Raw genomic sequence first — 20,330 nt, 5'->3', positions numbered from 1 at the left:
CTCTTTTCTGCGCCCGAGCCGCCCGCAGGTCAATAACCTGCCGCCCCTCACGCCGGCCCCAGCAGCCGGTCGCACACCCCGGGCAACTCGTCGAAATGCCCGATCATCGCCTCGGGCTCCAGGTCGGCCACGCTCATCCCGGCCGGCCCGAAGGTCACCAGCACCGACGGCACCCCCGCCGCCCGGCTCGTCTCCCGATCCGTCACCGTGTCCCCCACCAGCAGCGCCCGCTCCGGCAGCCCCCCGGCCCGCCGCACCGCCTCGCGCAGCGGCTCCGGGTCGGGCTTCCTGACGGCCAGCGTATCCGCCCCGATCATCGCCCCGAACGCCCCGCTCACCCCCAGCCGGTCCAGCAGCAGGGTCGCCAGCCGCTCCGGCTTGTTGGTACAGATCGCCACCCGATAGCCGTTGTTCACCAGCATCGCCACAGCTTCCATCGCGCCGGGATAAAGCACCGTGTGCGTGTCGATCGCCCCCGCATAGGCCTCCAGCAGCAACGGGTACTGCCGCTCGATTTCCGCCACGTCCTCGGCGCGCCCCATCCGCTCCAGCCCCAACGTCAGCATCGCCTTGCCGCCGCGCAACGCCGTGCCCGCATCGGCCACCGGGTCCAGCAGGTCGCCCTCGCCCATCGCCCGGAAACAGGCATTCGCCGCCGCGATCAGGTCACCGCTCGTATCCGCCAGCGTTCCGTCCAGATCGAACACAACCGTCCGCATCGCCCTGTCTCCCCACGGTTTCGGCGCCATTCCGCCAAGCCCTGTCACATGCCGCAATCAGTTTTGATGGGCCCCCGCCTTGCACGGGACACGCAACCCGATAAAACGGGCGCACCCGAATTGGAAGAGGAACCGCATGGCAACGGCGCTGATCATTCTTGCCGCAGGCAAGGGCACCCGCATGAAATCCGACCTGCCCAAGGTGCTCCACAAGGTCGCCGGCGTGCCCATGCTGCACCACGCCATGCGCGGCGGCGCGGCCCTCTCGCCCGAGCGCACCATCGTGGTCGCCGGCCACGGTGCGGACGAGGTCGAGGCCGCGGCAAGAGACTACGACCCCGACGCGATCATCGCCCTGCAGGAAGAGCAGAACGGCACCGGCCACGCCGTGGCACAGGCCAAACCCGCCCTTGAAGGCTTCGACGGCGACGCCATCGTCCTCTACGGCGACACGCCCTTCATCTCGCCCGAAACGCTCGAACGCATGGCCGAGGCCCGCAAATCCCACGATGTCGTCGTCCTCGGGTTCGAACCCGCCGACCCGGCCCGCTACGGTCGCCTCGTGATGTCCGGCGACCGCCTCGACCGGATCGTCGAGTTCAAGGACGCGTCGGATGAGGAACGCGCCATAACCTTCTGCAATTCTGGCGTTATCTGCGCCGGCGCCGCGACCCTCTTCGACCTGATCGAAGCCGTCGGCAACGACAACGCCTCCGGCGAATACTACCTCACCGACATCGTCGCCATCGCCAATGCCCGCGGCCTCTCCGCCACAGCCATCGCCTGCGACGAGGCGGAAACCCTCGGCATAAACTCCCGCACCGACCTCGCCGCCGCCGAGGCCGCCTTCCAGGCCCGCGCCCGCGCCGAGGCGATGGAGAACGGCGTCACCCTGCCCGCCCCCGAAACCGTGCATTTCGCCTTCGACACAGCCATCGGCCGTGACACCACCATCGAACAGAACGTCGTCTTCGGCCCCGGTGTCACCGTGGAAACCGGCGCCCATATCCGCGCCTTCTCGCATCTCGAGGGCTGCCACGTCTCGCGCGGCGCTGTCGTCGGGCCCTACGCCCGCCTCCGCCCCGGCGCGGAACTCGCCGAAGACACCCGCATCGGCAATTTCGTCGAGGTCAAGAATGCCACCATCGACGAGGGCGCCAAGGTCAACCACCTCTCCTATATCGGCGATGCCCATGTGGGTAGCGGCTCCAACATCGGCGCCGGCACCATCACCTGCAACTACGACGGCCTCGGCAAGCACCATACCGAGATCGGCGAGAACGTCTTCATCGGCTCGAACACCATGCTCGTGGCCCCCGTCACCGTGGGCAACGGCGCCCTCACCGGCTCCGGCTCCGTCATTACGAAAGACGTGCCCGCCGACGCGCTCGCCATCGCCCGCGCGGAACAGGTGAACAAGCCCGGCATGGCCCGGAAACTCTTCGAACTTCTGAAGAAAAAGAAGGCGCAAAAAACCAGGACGGAGGCAGGCTGACATGTGCGGCATCGTAGGCATTCTGGGCACCCACGAGGTCGCCCCCACACTGGTCGAGGCGCTGAGACGGCTCGAATACCGGGGCTATGACAGCGCCGGCATCGCCACCATAAACGAAGGCAAACTCGACCGCCGCCGCGCGGTGGGCAAGCTGGTCAACCTCTCCGACCTGCTCGTGCACCAGCCGCTCGCCGGCAAGGCCGGCATCGGTCACACCCGCTGGGCCACCCACGGCGCGCCCAATGTCTCCAACGCCCACCCGCACAAGGCCGGGCCCGTGGCCGTCGTCCATAACGGCATCATCGAGAACTACCGCGACCTGCGCACAAGGCTCGCCAAGAAGGGCCACACCTTCGACACCGAAACCGACACCGAAACGGTCGCCCTCCTCGCCCGGCAATTCATGGAGGAAGGCCACGGGCCCGCAGAGGCCGCCAAGCTCACCCTGAACGAGCTCGAAGGCGCCTACGCCCTCTGCTTCCTCTTCGATGACGAGCCCGACCTGCTGGTCGCCGCCCGCAAGGGCAGCCCGCTGGCCATCGGCCACGGCGACGGCGAGATGTTCGTGGGCTCCGACGCCATCGCCCTCGCGCCACTCACCGACCGCATCACCTATCTCGAGGAGGGCGACTGCGCCGTCGTCACCCGCGCGGGCGTCACCATCACCGACGCCAACGGCGAACTGGCCAACCGCGAAATCCGCACCGTCAACATCGACAACGCCCGCGTCGACAAGGCCGGGCACAAGCACTTCATGGCCAAGGAAATCGCCGAACAGCCCGTCGTTCTCGGCGACGCCCTGCGCCACTACCTTTCCGACGATGGCCGCGACATCGCGCTCGACGACGCCAAGCTCGACTTCTCCTCGCTCGACCGGCTGTCCCTCGTTGCCTGCGGCACCGCCTATTACGCCTGCCTCACGGCGAAATACTGGTTTGAACAGGTGGCGGGCCTGCCCGTCGACGTCGATATCGCCTCCGAGTTCCGCTACCGCGAGCCGCCGATCCCCGCCCGCACCGGCGCCCTCTTCGTCAGCCAGTCCGGCGAAACTGCCGACACCCTCGCAGCCCTCCGCTACTGCGAAGGCCGGGCCGAACGCATCCTCTCCGTGGTCAACGTCACCGAAAGTTCCATCGCCCGCGAAAGCGACCTCGCCCTGCCGATCTATGCCGGCGCCGAGATCGGCGTCGCCTCCACCAAGGCCTTCACCTGCCAGCTTGTCGTCCTCCTCCTTCTGGCGCTCAAGGCCGCGAAGGACCGCGGCACGCTCACCGCCGACCAGGTCGCCGACAAGCTTTCCTCCATCCGTGCCCTGCCGGCGCTCATGAACCTCACGCTGGAACGCGGCGACGAGTTCCGCCGCGCCTCCAACCAGCTGGCCGAGGCCGACCACGCCCTCTTCCTCGGGCGCGGCATGCTCTACCCGCTCGCCCTCGAAGGTGCGCTGAAACTCAAGGAAATCAGCTATATACACGCCGAAGGTTATGCTTCCGGCGAACTCAAGCACGGCCCCATTGCGCTCATCGACAAGACCATGCCGGTCGTCGTCATGGCCCCCCGCGACGCGCTCTTCGACAAGACCGTCTCCAACATGCAGGAGGTGATGGCCCGCGGCGGCAAGGTGCTTCTCGTCACCGATCGCGGCGGCGCGGCCGAGGCCGATGACGGCGTATGGTGGCAGCTTATCGTGCCCGACTGCGACCCGCTCGTCGCCCCCATCCTCTACGCCCTGCCGGCCCAGCTCCTCGCCTATCACACGGCGGTGGCCAAGGGCACCGATGTCGACCAGCCTCGCAACCTCGCCAAATCCGTCACGGTGGAGTAAATCCCATGGGAACCCAGTACGACGCCCTCTCCGACGCCCATATCAAGCTCATCGGCAAGCAGCACCTCTTCTTCTGCGCCACCGCCGCACCCACCGGGCTCGTCAACGTCTCACCCAAGGGGATGGACAGCCTCCGCGTCCTGTCGCCCAACCGCATCCTCTGGCGCAACTTCACCGGCAGCGGCAACGAAACCGCCGGCCACCTCGCGCAATCCAATCGCATGACGCTGATGTGGTGCTCCTTCACCCGGCAGCCGATCATCCTGCGCGCCTACGGCACCGCCCGCACCATCCATCCGCATGACCCGGACTGGGCCGAGATGGCCGAGCATTTCCCGCCCCAGCCCGGCATGCGCCAGATCTACGATATGTCCATCGACATGGTGCAGAAATCCTGCGGCTACGCCGTGCCCTTCTTCGAACACGCAGGCGACCGCGACACGCTCAAACATTGGACCGACGACAAGGGCGAGGACGGCATCCGCACCTACTGGACGGAACGCAACGCCAAAACCCTCGACGGCGCCCCCACCGGCATCGAGGGCCCGGCATGACCCTCGACGACGCCCTGGCCCAACTCGAAATCCACATCGAACCCGGCCGCGCCGAGGGGATGGCGAACTACCACAAGGTGCCCCGCCGCTATCTCGGCATCCCCAACCCGGCCATCAACGACCTGACGAAAGAGTGGCGCCAGACCCTTTCGGTCGAAGAGCGCGTCACCCTCGCCCGCGACCTCTGGACCACCGACATCTTCGAGGCCCGCCTCGCCGCCGCCAAGCTCCTGACCCAGGCCCGCATCCGCCCCGACGACGCCGTCTGGGAGCTCATCAAAAGCTGGCTCCCCGATCTCGACAGCTGGGCCATCGCCGATCACGCCATGATGGCCGGGCAGAAACGCCTCACCGCCGACCCCACCCGTATCGAGGAGGTGGCGACCTGGACCGAAGCGCAATCCCACTGGATCCGCCGCGCCGCGATGGTCATCACCCTGCCCTTCGCCCACCAGAACAACCCCAAGCCGCAGGAAGAGGAAATCCGCACCCGCGTCCTCGGCTGGGCCGAGGCCTACGTGCAGGACCCCGACTGGTTCATCCAGAAATCCGTGGCATGGTGGCTCCGCGAGCTCTCGAAACACGACCCCGAGCGCGTCCGTGCCTTCCTCAAGGCCAACGCCTCCCACATGAAACGCTTCGCCCGCCGCGAGGCCTCGAAATACCTCGACGAAAGCTTCGGCTAAGCGCTCACTCCGTCCGGAACACCCGCACCTCCGGCAGCGAGGTCAAATCCGCCTCCAGAAGCCGCATCGCCGCCAGCGACAACCGGCTCCCGGCCCCCGGCTCGGCATCGAGCGGCAGCAGGTCCACTGCCACCTTCGTGCCCTTCTCCGGAAACTCCACCCGGCCCCGCGCCTGCGCCTTCACCAGCGGCGTCTTCAGCCAGATTCCCGGCTCCGACACCGCCCCCAACGATGCGATCGTCACGCCAAGATCGGTCTCGCCCCCGGCGCTCCCGGCATCGGCCACCGCCTTCTGCCGTTCCTCGTCGCTCGTGGTATCCAGCGTATCCACCGTGTTCGCCCCCGCCGGCGGCGCCGCGGCCGTCGTGGTGGCCCGCGCCTCCGCCGTCTGCGGCGCCTCCGCGGCACGCTCCTTCGGCTTGAAAAGCCCGCCCTCGAACGCCCCGCACCCGGTCAGCGCCACGCAGCCCATGATCAAGAAAACCTGTTTCATCCCCCCAATCTAGGGCGCTCGCCCGCCCCCATCAATCCAAAGAACAGCCCTTGTGCCCCGTTCCCCCACGGCATAGGTTCTTCCCCATGACCGCCCCGCTCATAGACCCCTTCCAGCGCGCCATTTCCTACCTGCGCGTCTCCGTCACCGACCGGTGCGATTTCCGCTGCGTCTACTGCATGTCCGAGAACATGACCTTCCTGCCAAAGAAGGAACTCCTGACGCTGGAAGAGCTCGATCGCATGTGCTCCACCTTCGTCCGCCTCGGCGTGGAAAAGCTGCGCATAACGGGGGGCGAGCCGCTGGTCCGCCGCGATATCATGACGTTCTTCCACTCGATGACCCGCCACCTCGAAAGCGGCGATCTGCGCGAACTCACGCTCACCACCAACGGCTCGCAACTCGCCCGCTTCGCCGACGACCTATACGCCGCGGGCATCCGCCGCGTGAACATCTCGCTCGACACGCTCGACGAGAAGAAATTCGCCGACATCACCCGCTGGGGCCGCCTGCCGCAGGTGCTCAAGGGCATCGACGCCGCCCAGAAGGCCGGCCTCCGGGTCAAGATCAACACCGTCGCGCTCAAGGGCTTCAACGAGGACGAGCTTTTCACCCTCGTCCAGTGGTGCGCCGAGCGTGACATGGACCTCACTTTCATCGAGGTCATGCCGATGGGCGATATCGGCAACGAGGACCGGCTCGACCAGTACTGGAAACTGACCGACCTCCGCGCCCGTCTGGCACAGGAATACACCCTCACCGACCTCTCCGAACGCACCGGCGGCCCCGCCCGCTACGTGCAATTGGAAGAAACCGGCCAGAAGATCGGCTTCATCACGCCGCTCACCCATAATTTCTGCGAAAGCTGCAACCGCGTCCGCCTCACCTGCACGGGCGAGCTCTACATGTGCCTCGGCCAGGAAGACATGGCCGACCTGCGCGCGCCGCTCCGCAACAACCCGTCCGACGACGCGCCGCTCGAACAGGCCATCCGCAATGCCATCGCGCATAAGCCCAAGGGCCACGATTTCGACTATTCGCGCCAAGCGGTCGACGGCAAGATGTCCCGCCACATGAGCCACACCGGCGGCTGATGCAGGGTGCGCCCCTGCCCGTCTGGCTCTACCGCGTCGCCGCCAACCTGGTGGCCCCGCTGGCCTATCGCCGCGTCGCGGCCAAGCTCGCCGCCCAGGGCATCTCCCCCGCCCGCCAGAAGGAACGCCGCGGCCGCGCCACCGCCGCCCGCCCCAAGGGCCGCCTCGTCTGGTTCCACGCGGCCTCCGTCGGCGAAAGCCTCTCGGTCCTGCGCCTGATCGAGCACCTCGGCCAGGCCCTGCCCGACGCCTCCTTCCTGCTCACCTCCGGCACCGCCACCTCGGCCCAGGTCGTGGCCAAGCGCCTGCCGCCCCGCACCCAGCACCAGTTCGCCCCCCTCGACGCCTCCCGCCCGCTGCGCCGGTTCCTCCGCAACTGGCACCCCGACGCCGCGATCTTCGTCGAAAGCGAGCTCTGGCCCCAGATGCTCTCCCGCACCCACGATGCCGGCATCCCGCTGGCCCTCATCAACGCCCGCATCTCCGACGGCTCGGCCCGCAACTGGAAGCGCTTCCCGCAAACCGCCCGCTACCTGATGAACCATTTCCAGATGATCCACTGCCAGGACCAGCGCACCGCCGATCACCTCCACGACCTCGGCCTCACCCAGGCGGAAGCCGGCCAGAACCTCAAATCCCTCGCCGGCCCCGCCCCCTACGACGCCGCCACCCTCGCCGGGCTGCGCGACACGATCGCCAACCGCCCCCTATGGCTCGCCAGTTCCACCCATCCCGGCGAAGACGAGATCATGCTCTCCGCCCACCGATCCCTCCTGGAAACCCACCCCGACGCCCTGCTCATCCTCGTCCCCCGCCACCCCGAGCGCGCCGACACCATCGCCAAACAGGTCACCGACGCCGGCCTCACCCAAGCCCGCCGCAGCAAGACCGACCTTCTCACCGACACGACCCAGGTCTACCTCGCCGACACCCTGGGCGAGACCGGCCTCTGGTACGCCCTCTCGCCCATCACCTGCCTCTGCGGCTCCTTTACCCCCGTCGGCGGCCACAACCCCTTTGAGCCCGCCCATGCGGGCTCCGCCATCCTCCACGGCCCGCTCTACGCCAACTTCGCCACCATCTACCCCGAGCTCGGCGCCTCTGGCGCCGCCCGCGAAGTCGAAGACGCCGACACCCTCGCCACCGCGCTCGACAGGCTCTTCACCGACCCCGCCGCACTCGATACCATGCGCACCGCTGCCCGAACCTTCGCCGCCGCCCAGACCGACGAACTCGACGCCTTCGCCGAAACCCTTTGCAAGGCCCTCGCCCTGCGCTAGTCAGGCGCCACCCCAACCAAGGCGCCTCCCTTGCCCGAGCTCATCGTCACCAATTTCAACCCCAACTTCACCGGCGTCTCCGCCACCGCCGCGGGCGTCATCCGCCAGCAGGCCACGCGGTTCGACATGCTCCTCGCCGGCCACCCCCTGCCGGGCTGCCCCACACCGGTCACCCGCCGCGAGGCCCTCCGCCTCTCGAAGACCAAACCGGAAAACCGCCCATTCACCATCTGGCATGTCCGCCGCAACCCGGAAATGCGCGCCGCTCTCTGGGCCCGCGACGTGCTCCGCCTGCCGGTGAAAATCGTCTTCACCTCCGCCGCCATCCGCCGCCACTCGGCCTTCCCCCGCTGGCTCATCTCGCGCATGGACGCGGTGATCGCCACCACCGAGAAGGCGGCCAGTTTCGTCCCCCATGTCCGCGCCACCGTCCCCCACGGCGTCGACACCGCCCGCTTCACCCCGGCCCCCGACCGCGCCACTGCCTGGGCCGCCACCGGCCACCCTGGCGCCGCCGGTATTGCCACCATCGGCCGCATCCGCCCCGAGAAAGGCACCGACCGCTTCGTCGACGCCATGATCGAGCTACTGCCACACCACCCCGGCCTCACCGCCCTCGTCATCGGCCGCGCCGCCAAGTCCGACGCCGCCTTCCTCGCCGGCCTCGAACAACGCATCGCCGCCGCCGGCCTCTCCGATCGCATCCTCTTCCCCGGCGAGATCCCCCCCGACGACCTGCCCCCGCTCATGCGCGCCCTCTCGGCGGTCGTCCAGCTCCCCCGCTACGAAGGCTACGGCATGGCGCCCCTCGAAGGCATGGCCTCCGGCACCCCCTTCGTCGCCACCGACCAGGGCTACTACCGCAGCTTCTCGGGCCAGGGCACCTGCGGCCTCATCACCGACCCCGAGACCGCCGCCGAAACCCTCGCCAACCTCCTCGCCAATCCCGATCGCCACGCGCAGATGTCCACCGCCGCCCGCACGGCCGCCGAAACCCACTACAGCATCGAACAGGAATCCACAGCCATCGCCGCCGTCTACGACCAGCTCTGGTCGGAATCCTGACCCCCCGCTTCTTCTGGCCAACAATATCCCGGGGGGTCGCCTTTGGAGCGCCATTGGTTCAAGCCCAATGGCGACGGGCTGGCCCCCACTCCTGCCCTCACCACCAAAGCCGTGCAGACAGGTCACCGTCCCGCTGCTTCTTCTTGGCACAAATACTCCCGGGGGCGTGGGGGCAGAGCCCCCACTCCTACACCCGCATCACAAAGGCATCCGCTGCTCGGCCACCCCGGCCCACCAGCTGCACCCGGCGGGAATCGCCTCGTCGTTGAAATTGTACTCCGGGTGATGCACCGCCGCCGTATCCCCGTTGCCCACAAGGATATACGCCCCCGGCCGCGCCTCCAGCATGAAGGCGAAATCCTCGCCCCCCATCACCAGCGGCGCGTCCTCGCACTGCCCACTGACCGATCGCGCCACCTCGGCCGCGAATTCCGTCTGGTCGGGATGGTTCACCATCACCGGGTAGTTCCGCTCGTAGGTCAGCGTGATCTTCCCGCCAAACGCGGGCCCGAAACTCTCGCAAAGCTGCTGCAGCCGCTCTTCGGCCAGGTCCCGCATCTCCGCGCTCAGCGTCCGGACCGTCCCGATCATCTTCACCGACGAGGGGATCACGTTGAACGTATGCGACGAGGTCTCCATCGACGTGACCGACACCACCAGCTGCTCCGTGGGGTCCGCGTTCCGGCTGGCAATCGACTGCACCGCCGTCAGCAGATGCGCCGCCATCACCGAGGGGTCGACCGTCTCGTGTGGCTTGGCGGCATGTCCGCCCTTGCCCTCGACCAGGATCTCGATCTTGTCGGTCGCCGCGAAAAAGGCGCCGGGCCGGATCGCGAACTGCCCCATCGGCACGCCGGGCCAGTTATGCATCCCGTACACCTCCTGGATGCCGAACCGCTCCATCATGCCATCGTCGCACATCTCCTTGCCGCCGCCGCCGCCTTCCTCTGCCGGCTGGAAGATCACCGCCACGGTGCCGTTGAAATTCCGCGTCTCGGCCAGGTACTTCGCTGCGCCAAGCAACATCGCCGTATGCCCGTCATGCCCGCAGGCATGCATCGCGCCGGGTGTTTTCGAGGCATACTCGACCCCCGTCTGCTCGTGGATCGGCAGCGCATCCATGTCGGCCCGAAGCCCGATCACCTTGCCGCTGTCGGCCTTCTGCCCCTTGATGATCCCCACGACGCCGGTCCGGCCCAGCCCGGTGACCACCTCGTCACAGCCGAACGCCTCCAGCTTCTCCGCCACCAGCGCACTGGTCCGGTGAGTCTCGAACAGGATCTCGGGGTGTTCGTGCATATCCCGCCGCCACGCGGTGATCTCGTCATGCATCTCTGCAAACCGGTTCTTCACAGGCATCGTTCTTGCTCCTTTTTCCTCAATAGCCGCTGTCGGAAACCAGCACGACATGCCCCGGCTCCACCTCTTCGTAGACAGACGGGCCCGGCTCGTACCCCACCTCGTGGATCGGTGACGGGATCGGCTTGAACTGCAAGTCATCTTCCTTGTGGCGCCGTGCCGGGTCGGCCACGGGCACGGCCTTCAGCAGCGCCTTGGTATAGGCATGCTGCGGATTCTCGAACACCGCCGCGCGCGGCCCCCGCTCGACGATCCGGCCCAGGTACATCACGCCCACGTCATGGCTCACCCGTTCCACCACTGCCATGTCATGGCTGATGAACAGGAAGGACAGGCCAAGCTCCGCCTGCAATTCCATCATCAGGTTCAGCACCTGCGCCTGAACGCTCACGTCGAGCGCGCTCACCGCTTCGTCGGCCACGATCAGCTTGGGGTTAAGCGCCAGCGCCCGCGCGATCGCCACCCGCTGCCTCTGCCCGCCCGACAACTCGTGCGGGTAACGCCGCAGGAAACTCCGCGGCAGTTCCACCCGGTCGAACAGCATCGCCACCCGGTCGCCCCGGTCCGACCCGCTGCCGATGCCGAAATTCTTCATCGGCTCGGCGACCTGGTCGGCCAGCTTCATCTGCGGATTGAGGCTCGCGAACGGATCCTGGAACACCATCTGCATGTCCATCCGTGCCTTGCGCAGGTCGCCCGGCCCCAGCGCCATGATATCGGTGCCGTCGAGCGTGATGTCCCCCCGTTCCGGCTCGATCAGCCGCAGGATCGACCGGCCCGCGGTCGACTTCCCGCAGCCCGACTCGCCCACCAGCGACAGGGTCTTGCCCCGGTCCAGCTCGAACGACACGTCCTCGACCGCGTGCACCTCCGCCAGGGTCCGCCGCAACAACCCGCCGCGCACGGCAAACCGGGTGACAAGGCCCTTTACCGACAACAGCCGCTCGTCCGTCCCGGGGATCGGCGCGATCTTCTGCCCCTCGACTCCCAAAAGCTTCATCGGCTCCGGCGCCGCCTTCCCCCGCATCTCGCCCAGCCGCGGCACGGCGGCCAGCAATGCCTTGGTGTAATCATGCTGCGGGTCGGCGAAGATCTCCTCCACCGTGCCTTCCTCGACCTTGTGCCCCCGGAACATCACCACCACCCGGTCGGCCATCTGCGCCACCACGGCCATATCATGGGTGATGAACATCACCGCCGTCCCGGTCTCCCGCTTCAGCCGGTTCATCAGCGCAAGGATCTCCGCCTGGATCGTCACGTCCAGTGCCGTCGTCGGCTCGTCGGCGATCAGAAGGCGCGGCTCACAGGCCAGCGCCATGGCAATCACCACCCGCTGCCGCATGCCGCCCGACAGCTCGTGCGGATACTGTCCCAGCCGCCGCTCCGGCTCCGGTATCCGAACCTCCCGCAACAGCTCCAGCGCCCGCGCCTTCGCGGCCTTCCGGTCCATCTTCCGGTGCAGCCGCAGACCCTCGGTCAACTGCCGCCCGATGGTGAAGACCGGGTTCAGCGCCGTCATCGGCTCCTGGAAGATCATCCCGATCTGGTTGCCCCGGATCGTCCGCATCAGGTTCTGCGGCGTCCTGGCCAGGTCGATCTCGTGCCCCTTGCCCTCGTCGAAGATCAGCCGGCCCCCGGCAATCTCGCCGCCCCCGAACTCCACCAGCCGCATCAGCGACAGCGACGACACCGACTTGCCCGAGCCGGATTCGCCCACCACGCAGACCGTCTCGCCGGGGAATACCTCGAACGACACGTCCTCGACACCGGTGACCGGTCCATCACGCGTCTGGAACTCGACCCGCAAGTTCTCGATGCGGGCAACGGGCGTGCCGACGGGGCGGTCGAGCATGGGGTCTCCTGTTCGGAAGCGACAGGATCGAGGCTAGTGGCGGTTCGGCACAAGGTCAAACGTGAAGCGATAGAGGGTGGTCTCCTGGGCAGATTACCCGGTACGGTGACGTCGCGGCCGATCTGGCGTCGGGCCGGCAGGACAGGAAAAGGGCGTCATGGACAAACGGCTTTCCATGCTGAAGGACACCTTGCTCATCCTGGCAAGCCCGTTCGAAACTCAAGTCGCCTATCTCTTTAACATCGATCCCGACCAATGCGGCGTCGGTCCTGACGAGCTCGCACTCGAATTCGATGACATGTACAGGGCGGTCGACGGTCTCGAACCGGATCACGCCGCCCTGTTCGAACAGCTTCGCAAACTCGACGATTTGTTCGCAATGATGAGCGCCACTGACAACGCGCATGTCTGGACATCAGATGCGCTTCGGCACTCGGAAGACTGGCAAAAAGTCCGAACGCTCGCAAAGAGTTGCCTTGCCCGGATGCCGCAATTCTGACGAAAGGCCGGTCTGTACAACGCCCCCTCGGTCGGCGGTTGCCCTGAACTGCCAGGCGGCGCAAAGCGATGTCGCCCTGCCCATCTCCTCGGCAAAGCAGACCTCGCCGACCCCGTTTTCTTCTAAGAAAACGGCCCGGAAAATTCCAATTTTCCGGGCCGGAACTTTCAAAAATTCCGCTCGGTCACCCCAGCCTCACCCCAGCTTGCGCAGCCGCTTGAACAGGCTCGACGTGTCCCACCGGCCGCCGCCCATCTTCTGGACGTCCTTGTAATACTGGTCCACCAGCGCCGTCACCGGCAGCGAGGCGCCGTTCTCGTTGGCGGTATCAAGGCAGATACCAAGGTCCTTGCGCATCCAGTCGACGGCGAAACCATGCTCGAACTTGTCGTCCAGCATGGTCTCGTAGCGGTTCGCCATCTGCCACGATCCGGCCGCACCCTGGCTGATCACCTCGACCACCGAGCGACCGTCGAGCCCTGCCTTCTCGGCGAAATGCAGCGCCTCCGACAACCCCTGCACCAGCCCGGCAATGGCGATCTGGTTGGCCATCTTGGTCATCTGGCCGGCGCCCGAGCCGCCGATTCGGCGGCAGAGCTTGGCATAGGTGTTCATCACCTGCTCGGCGGCGGCATAGACATCTTCGTCCCCGCCGCACATGATCGAAAGCTGGCCATTCTCGGCCCCCGCCTGCCCGCCCGAAATCGGCGCGTCGACATAGCCGAGCCCCGCCTCGTTCGCGGCGGCGTACAATTCTTCCGTCACCTTGGCCGACACCGTCGTGTGATCGACGAAGGTCGCGCCCGCCTTCATGCCGGCAAACGCCCCGTCCTCGCCCAGGCACACGCTGCGCAGGTCATCGTCATTGCCCACGCAGGACATGACGAAATCCGCGCCTTCCGCGGCCTCCCGCGGCGTGGGCGCATGGGTGCCGCCATGCTGGTCCACCCATTTCTCCGCCTTCGACGTGGTGCGGTTGTAGACACAGACCTCGTGGCCCGCCGCCTGCAGATGCCCCGCCATCGGGTAGCCCATCACGCCAAGGCCCAGGAATGCCAGTTTTGTCATCGTCTCGTCGCCTCCCATTGTCTCGCCCCGAATTTCTGACTATCCCGACCCGAGATGCAAGGAGAAACCGGGCAGGATGGCGCAGGTCTTCAAATGGCTTTTTCGGATCGCCGGGGCGATGGTCGTGCTGGCCGTGCTGGCGATCACGGTCGTCTATTTCCTGCTGTCCCGCTCCCTGCCCGAGTATGACAAGACCCTGGCGGTCGACGGCCTGTCCTCGCAGGTCGAGATCGTGCGCGACCATTCCAACGTGCCCCATGTCTTCGGCGGCACCGACCTCGATACCTTCTACGGGCTGGGCTACGCCCATGCGCAGGACAGGCTGTGGCAGATGGTGATGCTGCGCCGCACGGTGCAGGGGCGGCTCTCGGAAGTGTTCGGCACCCAGACCGTGGATGTCGACAAGGTGCTGCGCCGCTTCGACCTCTACGGCCAGGCCCGGGATTCGGTGAACGTCCAGGACGCCTGGACACAGGAAGCCCTGCGCGCCTATTCCCGTGGCGTCAACGCCCGCCTGAACGAGATCAACCAGGATGCCCGCGGCCGCGGCGCGCCCGAGATGTTCCTCTTCGATTTCCCCATCGCCCCGTGGCAGCCCGCCGATTCGATCGCCATCGTGAAGCTCCTCTCGGTGCAGCTCTCCGCCCATCTCGAGGAAGAGGTGCTCATCGCCCGCACCTCCATGGCCCTGAACGACGACGACCGGATGAAGGATATCATGCCGCTCGCCCCGGGCAGCGGCATCGCCGCCCTGCCCGACTACGCCGCGCTCTTCCCGGCCCTGAAGGACCACGCCCCGCGCTACGCCAAGTCGGATATCACCAGGAACCGCCTCTCGCCCTTCAACCACCGCGCCTTCGCCGGCGCCTCGAACGCCTGGGCGGCGGCACCGTCCCGCTCGGCCTCGGGCGGCACGCTTCTGGCCAACGACCCGCACCTGGGCTTCACCGCGCCCTCGATCTGGTACCTCGCCCGGATCGAGCTGTCGACCGGCGGCGTGATCGGCGGCACCATCCCCGGCGTGCCGGTGGTGTTGACCGGCCGCAGCGAAAAGCTCGGCTGGGGCGTCACCTCCTCCTACATGGACGACCAGGACGTCTACATCGAACGCCTCAACCCCGAGAACCCGGGCGAATACCTGACGCCGAACGGCTACAAGCCGTTCCGCACCGAAAGCACCATCATCGAGATCAAGGATCTCGACCCTATCACCCTGACGCTCAGGTGGACGGATAACGGCCCGGTCATGCCCGGCACCCATTACGACCTGGCCGAGGTCACGCCGCCGGGGCACGTCGCCTCCGTCGCCTGGACGGCGCTCTCGGGCGCCGACACCACCATGACGGCGGCGATGCGGCTCATGCAGTCGCAGAATGTCGACGACGCGCTCGAGGCCGGGCGCTTCTACGTCGCCCCCTCCCAGAACCTGATGCTGGCGGATGACGAGACCATCGCCATGAAGATGATCGGCGCCATGCCCCGCCGCGATGCCGGGCACGAGACACGGGGCCGCATGCCCTCGCGTGGCTGGATCGCCGAGAACCGCTGGCCCGCCATGACCCCCTATTCCGCCAACCCCGAATTCGTGGCACCGGTGGGCGGCGTGCTCGGCAATACCAACAACAAAACCGTCAACCGGCCCTTCCCCTCCCATGTCAGCTTCAAGTGGGGCGACACGCAGCGCATCCACCGCTGGCAGCGGCTGATGCAATCGCGCGAGGTGCATACCCGAGACAGCTTCATCGAGGCGCAGCTCGACACCGTCAGCTTCACCGCCCGCTCGCTCCTGCCCCTGATCGGCCGCAACCTGTGGTTCACCGGCGAGGCCGCGCCCGACGGCACCCCCGAACGCCAGCGCCAGCGGGCGCTCGACCTCCTGTCGAACTGGAACGGCGAGATGAACGAGCACCTGCCCGAACCGCTGATCTACGCGGCCTGGCTGCGCGCCCTGATGACCCGCCTGATCCAGGACGACCTCGGCCCCCTCTCGACCGAGTTCACCCACCCCGACCCGGTCTTCATCGAGCGGGTCTACCGCGACATCGAGGGCGCCTCGGCCTGGTGCGACATCCGCCAGTCGACGCAGACGGAAACCTGCACCGACATCGCCCGCCTCGCGCTCGACGACGCGCTGGTCTGGATCGGCGAGCGCTACGGCACGGCGCTCGAAAGCCTCCGCTGGGGCGATGCGCACCAGGCGACGCATGACCACCAGGTGCTGGGCGACGTGCCGCTGCTGCGCTATTTCGTGAACATCCGCCAATCCACCTCGGGCGGCGACAACACCCTCCTGCGCGGCCGCACCAGCGGCGAGGGGCCGGACCCCTACGAGAACGTCCACGGTGCAGGTTTCCGCGGCGTCTACGACTTCGCCGACCCCGACAGCAGCGTCTTCATCATCTCGACCGGCCAGTCGGGCCACTTCCTCAGCCGCCACTACGACGACCTCGCCCAGCTCTGGCGGCGCGGGGAATACATCCCGATGTCCCTCGACCCCGCCCTCGCCCGCGCCGCCGCCGTGGGCGTGACGACGCTGGTGCCAAGGTAAGTCTTCCGCAGGCCGGCCCGATCGGTCCGCCTGAGGGGTCCCCGCTCCCGGCCCGCTCCATCACGCCACCGTCCCGGGACGCGGCCGGAATTTTGCAATATTCCGCCAAAGGCCGCGACAACCCACCGACATTGGCCTTCCACGAGCTCTCAATGGAAAACGGCCCCTCGGTCACCGCCCGGAAAATTCCAATTTTCCGGCCCGCCTTCTTCGAAGAAAGCGAAGCGCCGGCCACGGGCCACACGCCCGGAAACTCGTCTCGGATCACCCTGAGCCCCAATGAAGCGCGGCCACCAACGCGACTCACGGAATATTCCAATATTCCGAGCCGCTTTCTTCGATGAAAGCGGATCATAACGCATACGCCAAAATCACGAAGATTCCCCCGGTTCAGTGGTGCATACCCGAACCCCAATGACATCCACCCCGGCCCGCTTTCTTCGAAGAAAGCGAAGCACCCGCCAACAGCGGCAACCCCGCCCAGGACCCCGGACGCCCCTCATCACCCGCGCCAGCCGGCCCGGTCACGCAGCGCTTCCCGGCCATTCCAGGCGCCGGAACTCTACCCCTGCTCCGTGGTCCCCGCCTCGGCCACCTCGGCCGCGCAGCTCGGCACGCCGTCGGTGAAGAAATCCTCCGGCACGTGGCGCGCCTCGGTGACGATGACGTTGCTCTCGTCATCCCATTTCATGTGCCGCTCCCAGACCAGATTGCCGTCCGGATCGACCTCCAGCAGCCGCCCGTGCTCGGCTTCGGTCAAAAGCAGGTTGCCGTTCGGCAGCACCTGGTGCTTGCCGCGCCGCCAGGTGTAGAACGGCACCTCCTCGCTCCCTGCGAATACCTCGGTCACCTCGTCGGTCTTCGGATCGACCCGCATGATCCGCGAGCGCATCGTGCCGGTGCCGTTGTCGAACACCGTGATCGTGCCGTCGGGCTGGAAATCCGGATCGTGCTGCTTGAACCACGGCCCGTGCTGCCACCATTTCATCTCGCCCGTGTCCGGGTCGACCACCGCAACGAGGTTCAACTCCCGCAGGCTGATCAGCACGTCGCCCGCCTCGAACATCGGAAAGGCATCGGCCATCTCCGCCAGAAGCGGCTCGGCGTCGTTGGGGTGGAACGGGTCGTCCTGGTAGCGCAGTTCCTGGTCCGGGTTCTCCGGCGTGACCGTGCGGATGTCGAGATAGCCCTGCTGCGCCTTGTCGTTGCCCAGCACGATGGTCTCGCGCAAATCCAGCGTCTTGACCTCCTCGCCGCTCTCCTCGTCCACCCAGGAAATCAGCTCCTCGCGCCATGACAGCAGGTGCCCCTCCCCGTCCCGCGTCAGCGAATGGTGGAACGAGGCGATGTTGCTCCAGATCGGTTCGCCACAGGTATCCAGCCGCGCCAGCACCTGGCCTGAATCGAACGTCACCGCGATCGAACCGTCCTCGAATACCTCCATCCCGTGCAGCATGGTGTTCTGCGGCTTGTTCTGGCTGTCGATCTCGCCATAGGCGACGGGCCAGTGATGCACCTCCTCGCCCTCGGCATCGTAGAGCCGTACCACGTGGAACGTGCCCTCCGGGTCGGTGTTCAGCCCCGCCACCAGCGTATAGCCGCCCTCCGCCCGGTCTGGCTGATGCGCCACGAAGCCGCGCTCCGGGTCCGGCGTCTCGCCGCTGTCGTCGGGCGCCACGATATGCCGTGTCGGCTCCAGCCCGATGTCGTTGCGCCAGTTGTTCTTGAGATCCAGGTAGGTCCGGTGCGCCAGCCCGATCTGCGGCGCCGGGAACCAGCCCCACCACGACGAGACGGTGCCGTAAAGCACCCCCAGCGCGGCAATAGACGCCGCGAAGACAACCGGGGCTGCCCGTTCCGAAAATGGCCGCTTGCTCATGCGGTGGCTTCCTTTGCAATGGGTGCCGCCTCGGCCCCGAGGGCCCGGCGGCAAAGCGTGTCATGAAGCGCGTCGGCCCGCGCCAGGAGTTGCGGATCGGCGCCGTCCAGCACAGGCGCCGGGCGCGGCGCGCGAAACATCGGCGCCAGCGCGGCCAACTCGGCAGGGTCTTCCGCCCCGATCGCCCGCGCCAGCTGTGGCAGGTGCGCCTGCGGGGCGGCACAGAACGCGTCATGGTCAAGGAACACCGCCCCACGGCCCGCCGTCGCCAGCACGTGCTCGTAGGCGTCGATCCAGTAGCGCAGCCAGAAATCCGGCCCCGTCGCCGCCTGCGGCCCCGGCGCGCCCTCGCGGAACGCGATCGGCCGAAGCGCCGCGCCGAACTCGAAATGCCCGACCCCTTCCATGTAGCGCCGCCCGAACGGCTCGCGCGCATGCAGGTCTAGGAACCTTGCATGCTGCCGCATGAGCGAGGCCACATGCGCCCGCGGATCGCGTACCGGGATCAGCACCGCCGCATCCGGGCAGATCGACTCGATCAGCGGCAGCCGCGCGATATTGGCGTTGTTCTTCGACAGGTACCGCCGCGCCCCCGGCTTCGTCGCCACCACCTTGGCCATGTGCGTGCGGAAATACTCGGCAAACTCCGGCTCCAGCTCGCCCGCATCCCAGGTCAGGATCCGGTCCTCCCGGTAATGGCGGGGAAAGAACGCCATCCACAGCATTTCCTCGAACGCCTCGGGGCTGTCTCCCGACACTTCCAGCCCGTCGCCATGGGCCCGCTCGGCGGTCGCGGCGCTCTGCTGGAAGACCGGCCCGATCCGGCTCCACAGAAGCGGCGACAGCGTGAACGGCATGTGCCGGTAGGTGGCCGAGGCAAACTCCGGCAGCCCGGCCAGCGCGTTCAGCATGATCGTCGTCCCCGCCCGGGGCAGCGAGGTCACGAAGACCGGGCGATGCGCCCGTGCCGGGTCGATCCGGCCGCGGTAAAGCCGCGTCTCCAGCGCCCCCAGCCGCTTCTGCCGCGCGGGCGAGGCGAAGGCGAAATTGTGCAGCGCCTGCTCCATCGGGCCATAAGGCACCTCGTCCCTGTCCGACATGTCCTTGTCCGCCTTGCCGGCCTCCGGCGCGGGCTTGTTCCGCCCCAGCCGGTCAAGCGCCAGCCAAAGCACCACCGCTCCGACGGTCGAACCGATCAGGAAGGGCCAGCTCGAGGCCACCGCAATCGCCGCGTCGAGGGAATAGAGCCCGGCCTGCGCCCCGCCCCAGACCACCGCCGCCGTCGCGCCAAGCGCAGCCACGCCGATCCCGGCAATCGCAAGGAACAGGCCAAGAAGCGTCACCGAGGCGCGCCGCACCTCGCGCTCCTTCTCGTCATCCGACTTGTCGGGATCGCTCATCACCCGCAACGCGGTCTGCGCGGTCGACGCCACGCGCCGGGCCACCCTCTCGGCCCTCAGGATACGCAGTACGGCAATGAAGGCGGCAAGCCCGAGCAGCAGCGCTGCAACGATCACTTGCTACGCTCCGCAGAGGGCTCCGCAGGCTCCGCCGGTTTCGACCGGTTCTTCATCATCCGCTTCAGCGGGTACCAGACGAACCCGACGATCGCGAGCGCGATACCGGCGAAAAGCGCGATCATCGTGCCGATGGCCGTCAGCCCGGCCCCCGGTCCGACATAGGCCTGCGCGGCGGCAGGAGCGAAAACTGCGGCCACCGCGATCACGGCGGCGTGGCGGGATGTCTTGGTGAAAGAAAGCACTTGGGGCCTCATGGTTGCACGTTGCAATTACATCTAGTCTTCGGCGCCCCCGGTCCAGCCCTGCCGTGCCGCCATGCCCTGTCGCAAGCAATTTCGCGCCACGCGCCGTGCCCGTACCGGCAAGTCTTCGCCTATCCGGAACGCATGGCGGA

General features: G+C 67.3%; 17 protein-coding genes. 9 read left to right on the top strand and 8 right to left on the bottom strand.

Going from position 1 to position 20,330, the window contains the following annotated elements:
• Window positions 1–47: 47 nt before the first annotated feature.
• Window positions 48–719, bottom strand: coding sequence for an HAD-IA family hydrolase (locus QUV18_RS05595; RefSeq protein ID WP_300892444.1), 672 nt, complete (start codon window positions 717–719; stop codon window positions 48–50).
• Window positions 720–855: 136 nt separating this feature from the next.
• Between QUV18_RS05595 and glmU the strand changes: the two genes are divergently transcribed.
• Genes glmU through QUV18_RS05575 form a run of 4 tightly spaced genes read left to right on the top strand, consistent with a single transcriptional unit; the run spans window position 856 to window position 5,279 of the window.
• A complete protein-coding gene (gene glmU, locus QUV18_RS05590; protein WP_300892443.1) occupies window positions 856–2,214 on the top strand; it encodes a bifunctional UDP-N-acetylglucosamine diphosphorylase/glucosamine-1-phosphate N-acetyltransferase GlmU in 1,359 nt (452 codons plus the stop codon).
• A gap of 1 nt (window position 2,215) precedes the next feature.
• A complete protein-coding gene (gene glmS, locus QUV18_RS05585; protein ID WP_300892442.1) occupies window positions 2,216–4,039 on the top strand; it encodes a glutamine--fructose-6-phosphate transaminase (isomerizing) in 1,824 nt (607 codons plus the stop codon).
• A gap of 5 nt (window positions 4,040–4,044) precedes the next feature.
• A complete protein-coding gene (locus QUV18_RS05580; RefSeq protein WP_300892441.1) occupies window positions 4,045–4,593 on the top strand; it encodes a pyridoxamine 5'-phosphate oxidase family protein in 549 nt (182 codons plus the stop codon).
• Entirely contained in the window at window positions 4,590–5,279 is a 690-nt protein-coding gene (locus QUV18_RS05575) for a DNA alkylation repair protein (protein WP_300892440.1), read from the top strand. Before QUV18_RS05580 ends, QUV18_RS05575 begins: the two co-directional genes overlap by 4 nt.
• A gap of 4 nt (window positions 5,280–5,283) precedes the next feature.
• Here QUV18_RS05575 and QUV18_RS05570 read toward each other — a convergent pair whose 3' ends face one another.
• A complete protein-coding gene (locus QUV18_RS05570; protein WP_300892439.1) occupies window positions 5,284–5,772 on the bottom strand; it encodes a hypothetical protein in 489 nt (162 codons plus the stop codon).
• A gap of 86 nt (window positions 5,773–5,858) precedes the next feature.
• On the opposite strand from QUV18_RS05570, the gene moaA reads away from it, so the two are divergent.
• The 3 genes from moaA to QUV18_RS05555 are packed head-to-tail and all read left to right on the top strand — an operon-like array spanning window position 5,859 to window position 9,211.
• Window positions 5,859–6,866 carry a GTP 3',8-cyclase MoaA gene (moaA, locus tag QUV18_RS05565; protein ID WP_300892438.1) on the top strand — a complete coding sequence of 336 codons (1,008 nt, stop codon included), beginning with the start codon at window positions 5,859–5,861 and terminating at the stop codon, window positions 6,864–6,866.
• Window positions 6,866–8,146 carry a 3-deoxy-D-manno-octulosonic acid transferase gene (locus QUV18_RS05560; protein WP_300892437.1) on the top strand — a complete coding sequence of 427 codons (1,281 nt, stop codon included), beginning with the start codon at window positions 6,866–6,868 and terminating at the stop codon, window positions 8,144–8,146. Before moaA ends, QUV18_RS05560 begins: the two co-directional genes overlap by 1 nt.
• Before the next feature lie 30 nt (window positions 8,147–8,176).
• Window positions 8,177–9,211 (top strand): glycosyltransferase family 4 protein, encoded by a 1,035-nt coding sequence (locus tag QUV18_RS05555; protein ID WP_300892436.1) that lies wholly within the window; start codon window positions 8,177–8,179, stop codon window positions 9,209–9,211.
• A gap of 198 nt (window positions 9,212–9,409) precedes the next feature.
• Here the strand turns inward: QUV18_RS05555 and QUV18_RS05550 are convergent, their stop codons facing one another.
• Together QUV18_RS05550 and QUV18_RS05545 are read right to left on the bottom strand one after the other, a co-directional pair.
• Window positions 9,410–10,570 carry a M20 aminoacylase family protein gene (locus QUV18_RS05550; protein WP_300892435.1) on the bottom strand — a complete coding sequence of 387 codons (1,161 nt, stop codon included), beginning with the start codon at window positions 10,568–10,570 and terminating at the stop codon, window positions 9,410–9,412.
• A gap of 19 nt (window positions 10,571–10,589) precedes the next feature.
• Window positions 10,590–12,422: an ABC transporter ATP-binding protein gene (locus QUV18_RS05545; protein WP_300892434.1), complete on the bottom strand. Its 1,833-nt coding sequence runs from the start codon at window positions 12,420–12,422 to the stop codon at window positions 10,590–10,592.
• 175 nt (window positions 12,423–12,597) lie between these two features.
• On the opposite strand from QUV18_RS05545, the gene QUV18_RS05540 reads away from it, so the two are divergent.
• Window positions 12,598–12,921, top strand: a complete 324-nt coding sequence (locus QUV18_RS05540; protein ID WP_300892433.1) for a hypothetical protein — start codon at window positions 12,598–12,600, stop codon at window positions 12,919–12,921.
• A 195-nt stretch (window positions 12,922–13,116) separates the two neighbouring features.
• Here the strand turns inward: QUV18_RS05540 and QUV18_RS05535 are convergent, their stop codons facing one another.
• Window positions 13,117–13,989 carry an NAD(P)-dependent oxidoreductase gene (locus QUV18_RS05535; protein WP_300892432.1) on the bottom strand — a complete coding sequence of 291 codons (873 nt, stop codon included), beginning with the start codon at window positions 13,987–13,989 and terminating at the stop codon, window positions 13,117–13,119.
• Window positions 13,990–14,065: 76 nt separating this feature from the next.
• On the opposite strand from QUV18_RS05535, the gene QUV18_RS05530 reads away from it, so the two are divergent.
• The gene (locus tag QUV18_RS05530; protein ID WP_300892431.1) at window positions 14,066–16,537 is read left to right on the top strand and encodes a penicillin acylase family protein; all 2,472 of its coding nucleotides are present in this window, start codon (window positions 14,066–14,068) and stop codon (window positions 16,535–16,537) included.
• A gap of 562 nt (window positions 16,538–17,099) precedes the next feature.
• Here the strand turns inward: QUV18_RS05530 and QUV18_RS05525 are convergent.
• From QUV18_RS05525 to QUV18_RS05515, 3 genes are read right to left on the bottom strand one after another with little or no spacing between them, the layout of a single operon-like run.
• Window positions 17,100–18,416 carry an arylsulfotransferase family protein gene (locus tag QUV18_RS05525; protein ID WP_300892430.1) on the bottom strand — a complete coding sequence of 439 codons (1,317 nt, stop codon included), beginning with the start codon at window positions 18,414–18,416 and terminating at the stop codon, window positions 17,100–17,102.
• Window positions 18,413–19,933 (bottom strand): sulfotransferase, encoded by a 1,521-nt coding sequence (locus tag QUV18_RS05520; RefSeq protein ID WP_300892429.1) that lies wholly within the window; start codon window positions 19,931–19,933, stop codon window positions 18,413–18,415. Before QUV18_RS05520 ends, QUV18_RS05525 begins: the two co-directional genes overlap by 4 nt.
• The gene (locus QUV18_RS05515) at window positions 19,930–20,190 is read right to left on the bottom strand and encodes a hypothetical protein (protein WP_300892428.1); all 261 of its coding nucleotides are present in this window, start codon (window positions 20,188–20,190) and stop codon (window positions 19,930–19,932) included. Before QUV18_RS05515 ends, QUV18_RS05520 begins: the two co-directional genes overlap by 4 nt.
• Window positions 20,191–20,330: the final 140 nt, after the last annotated feature.

This window comes from Roseovarius sp., from assembly GCF_030373445.1.
Classification (GTDB): Bacteria; Pseudomonadota; Alphaproteobacteria; order Rhodobacterales; family Rhodobacteraceae; genus Roseovarius.
This window is presented reverse-complemented; position numbering and strand designations above follow the sequence as displayed.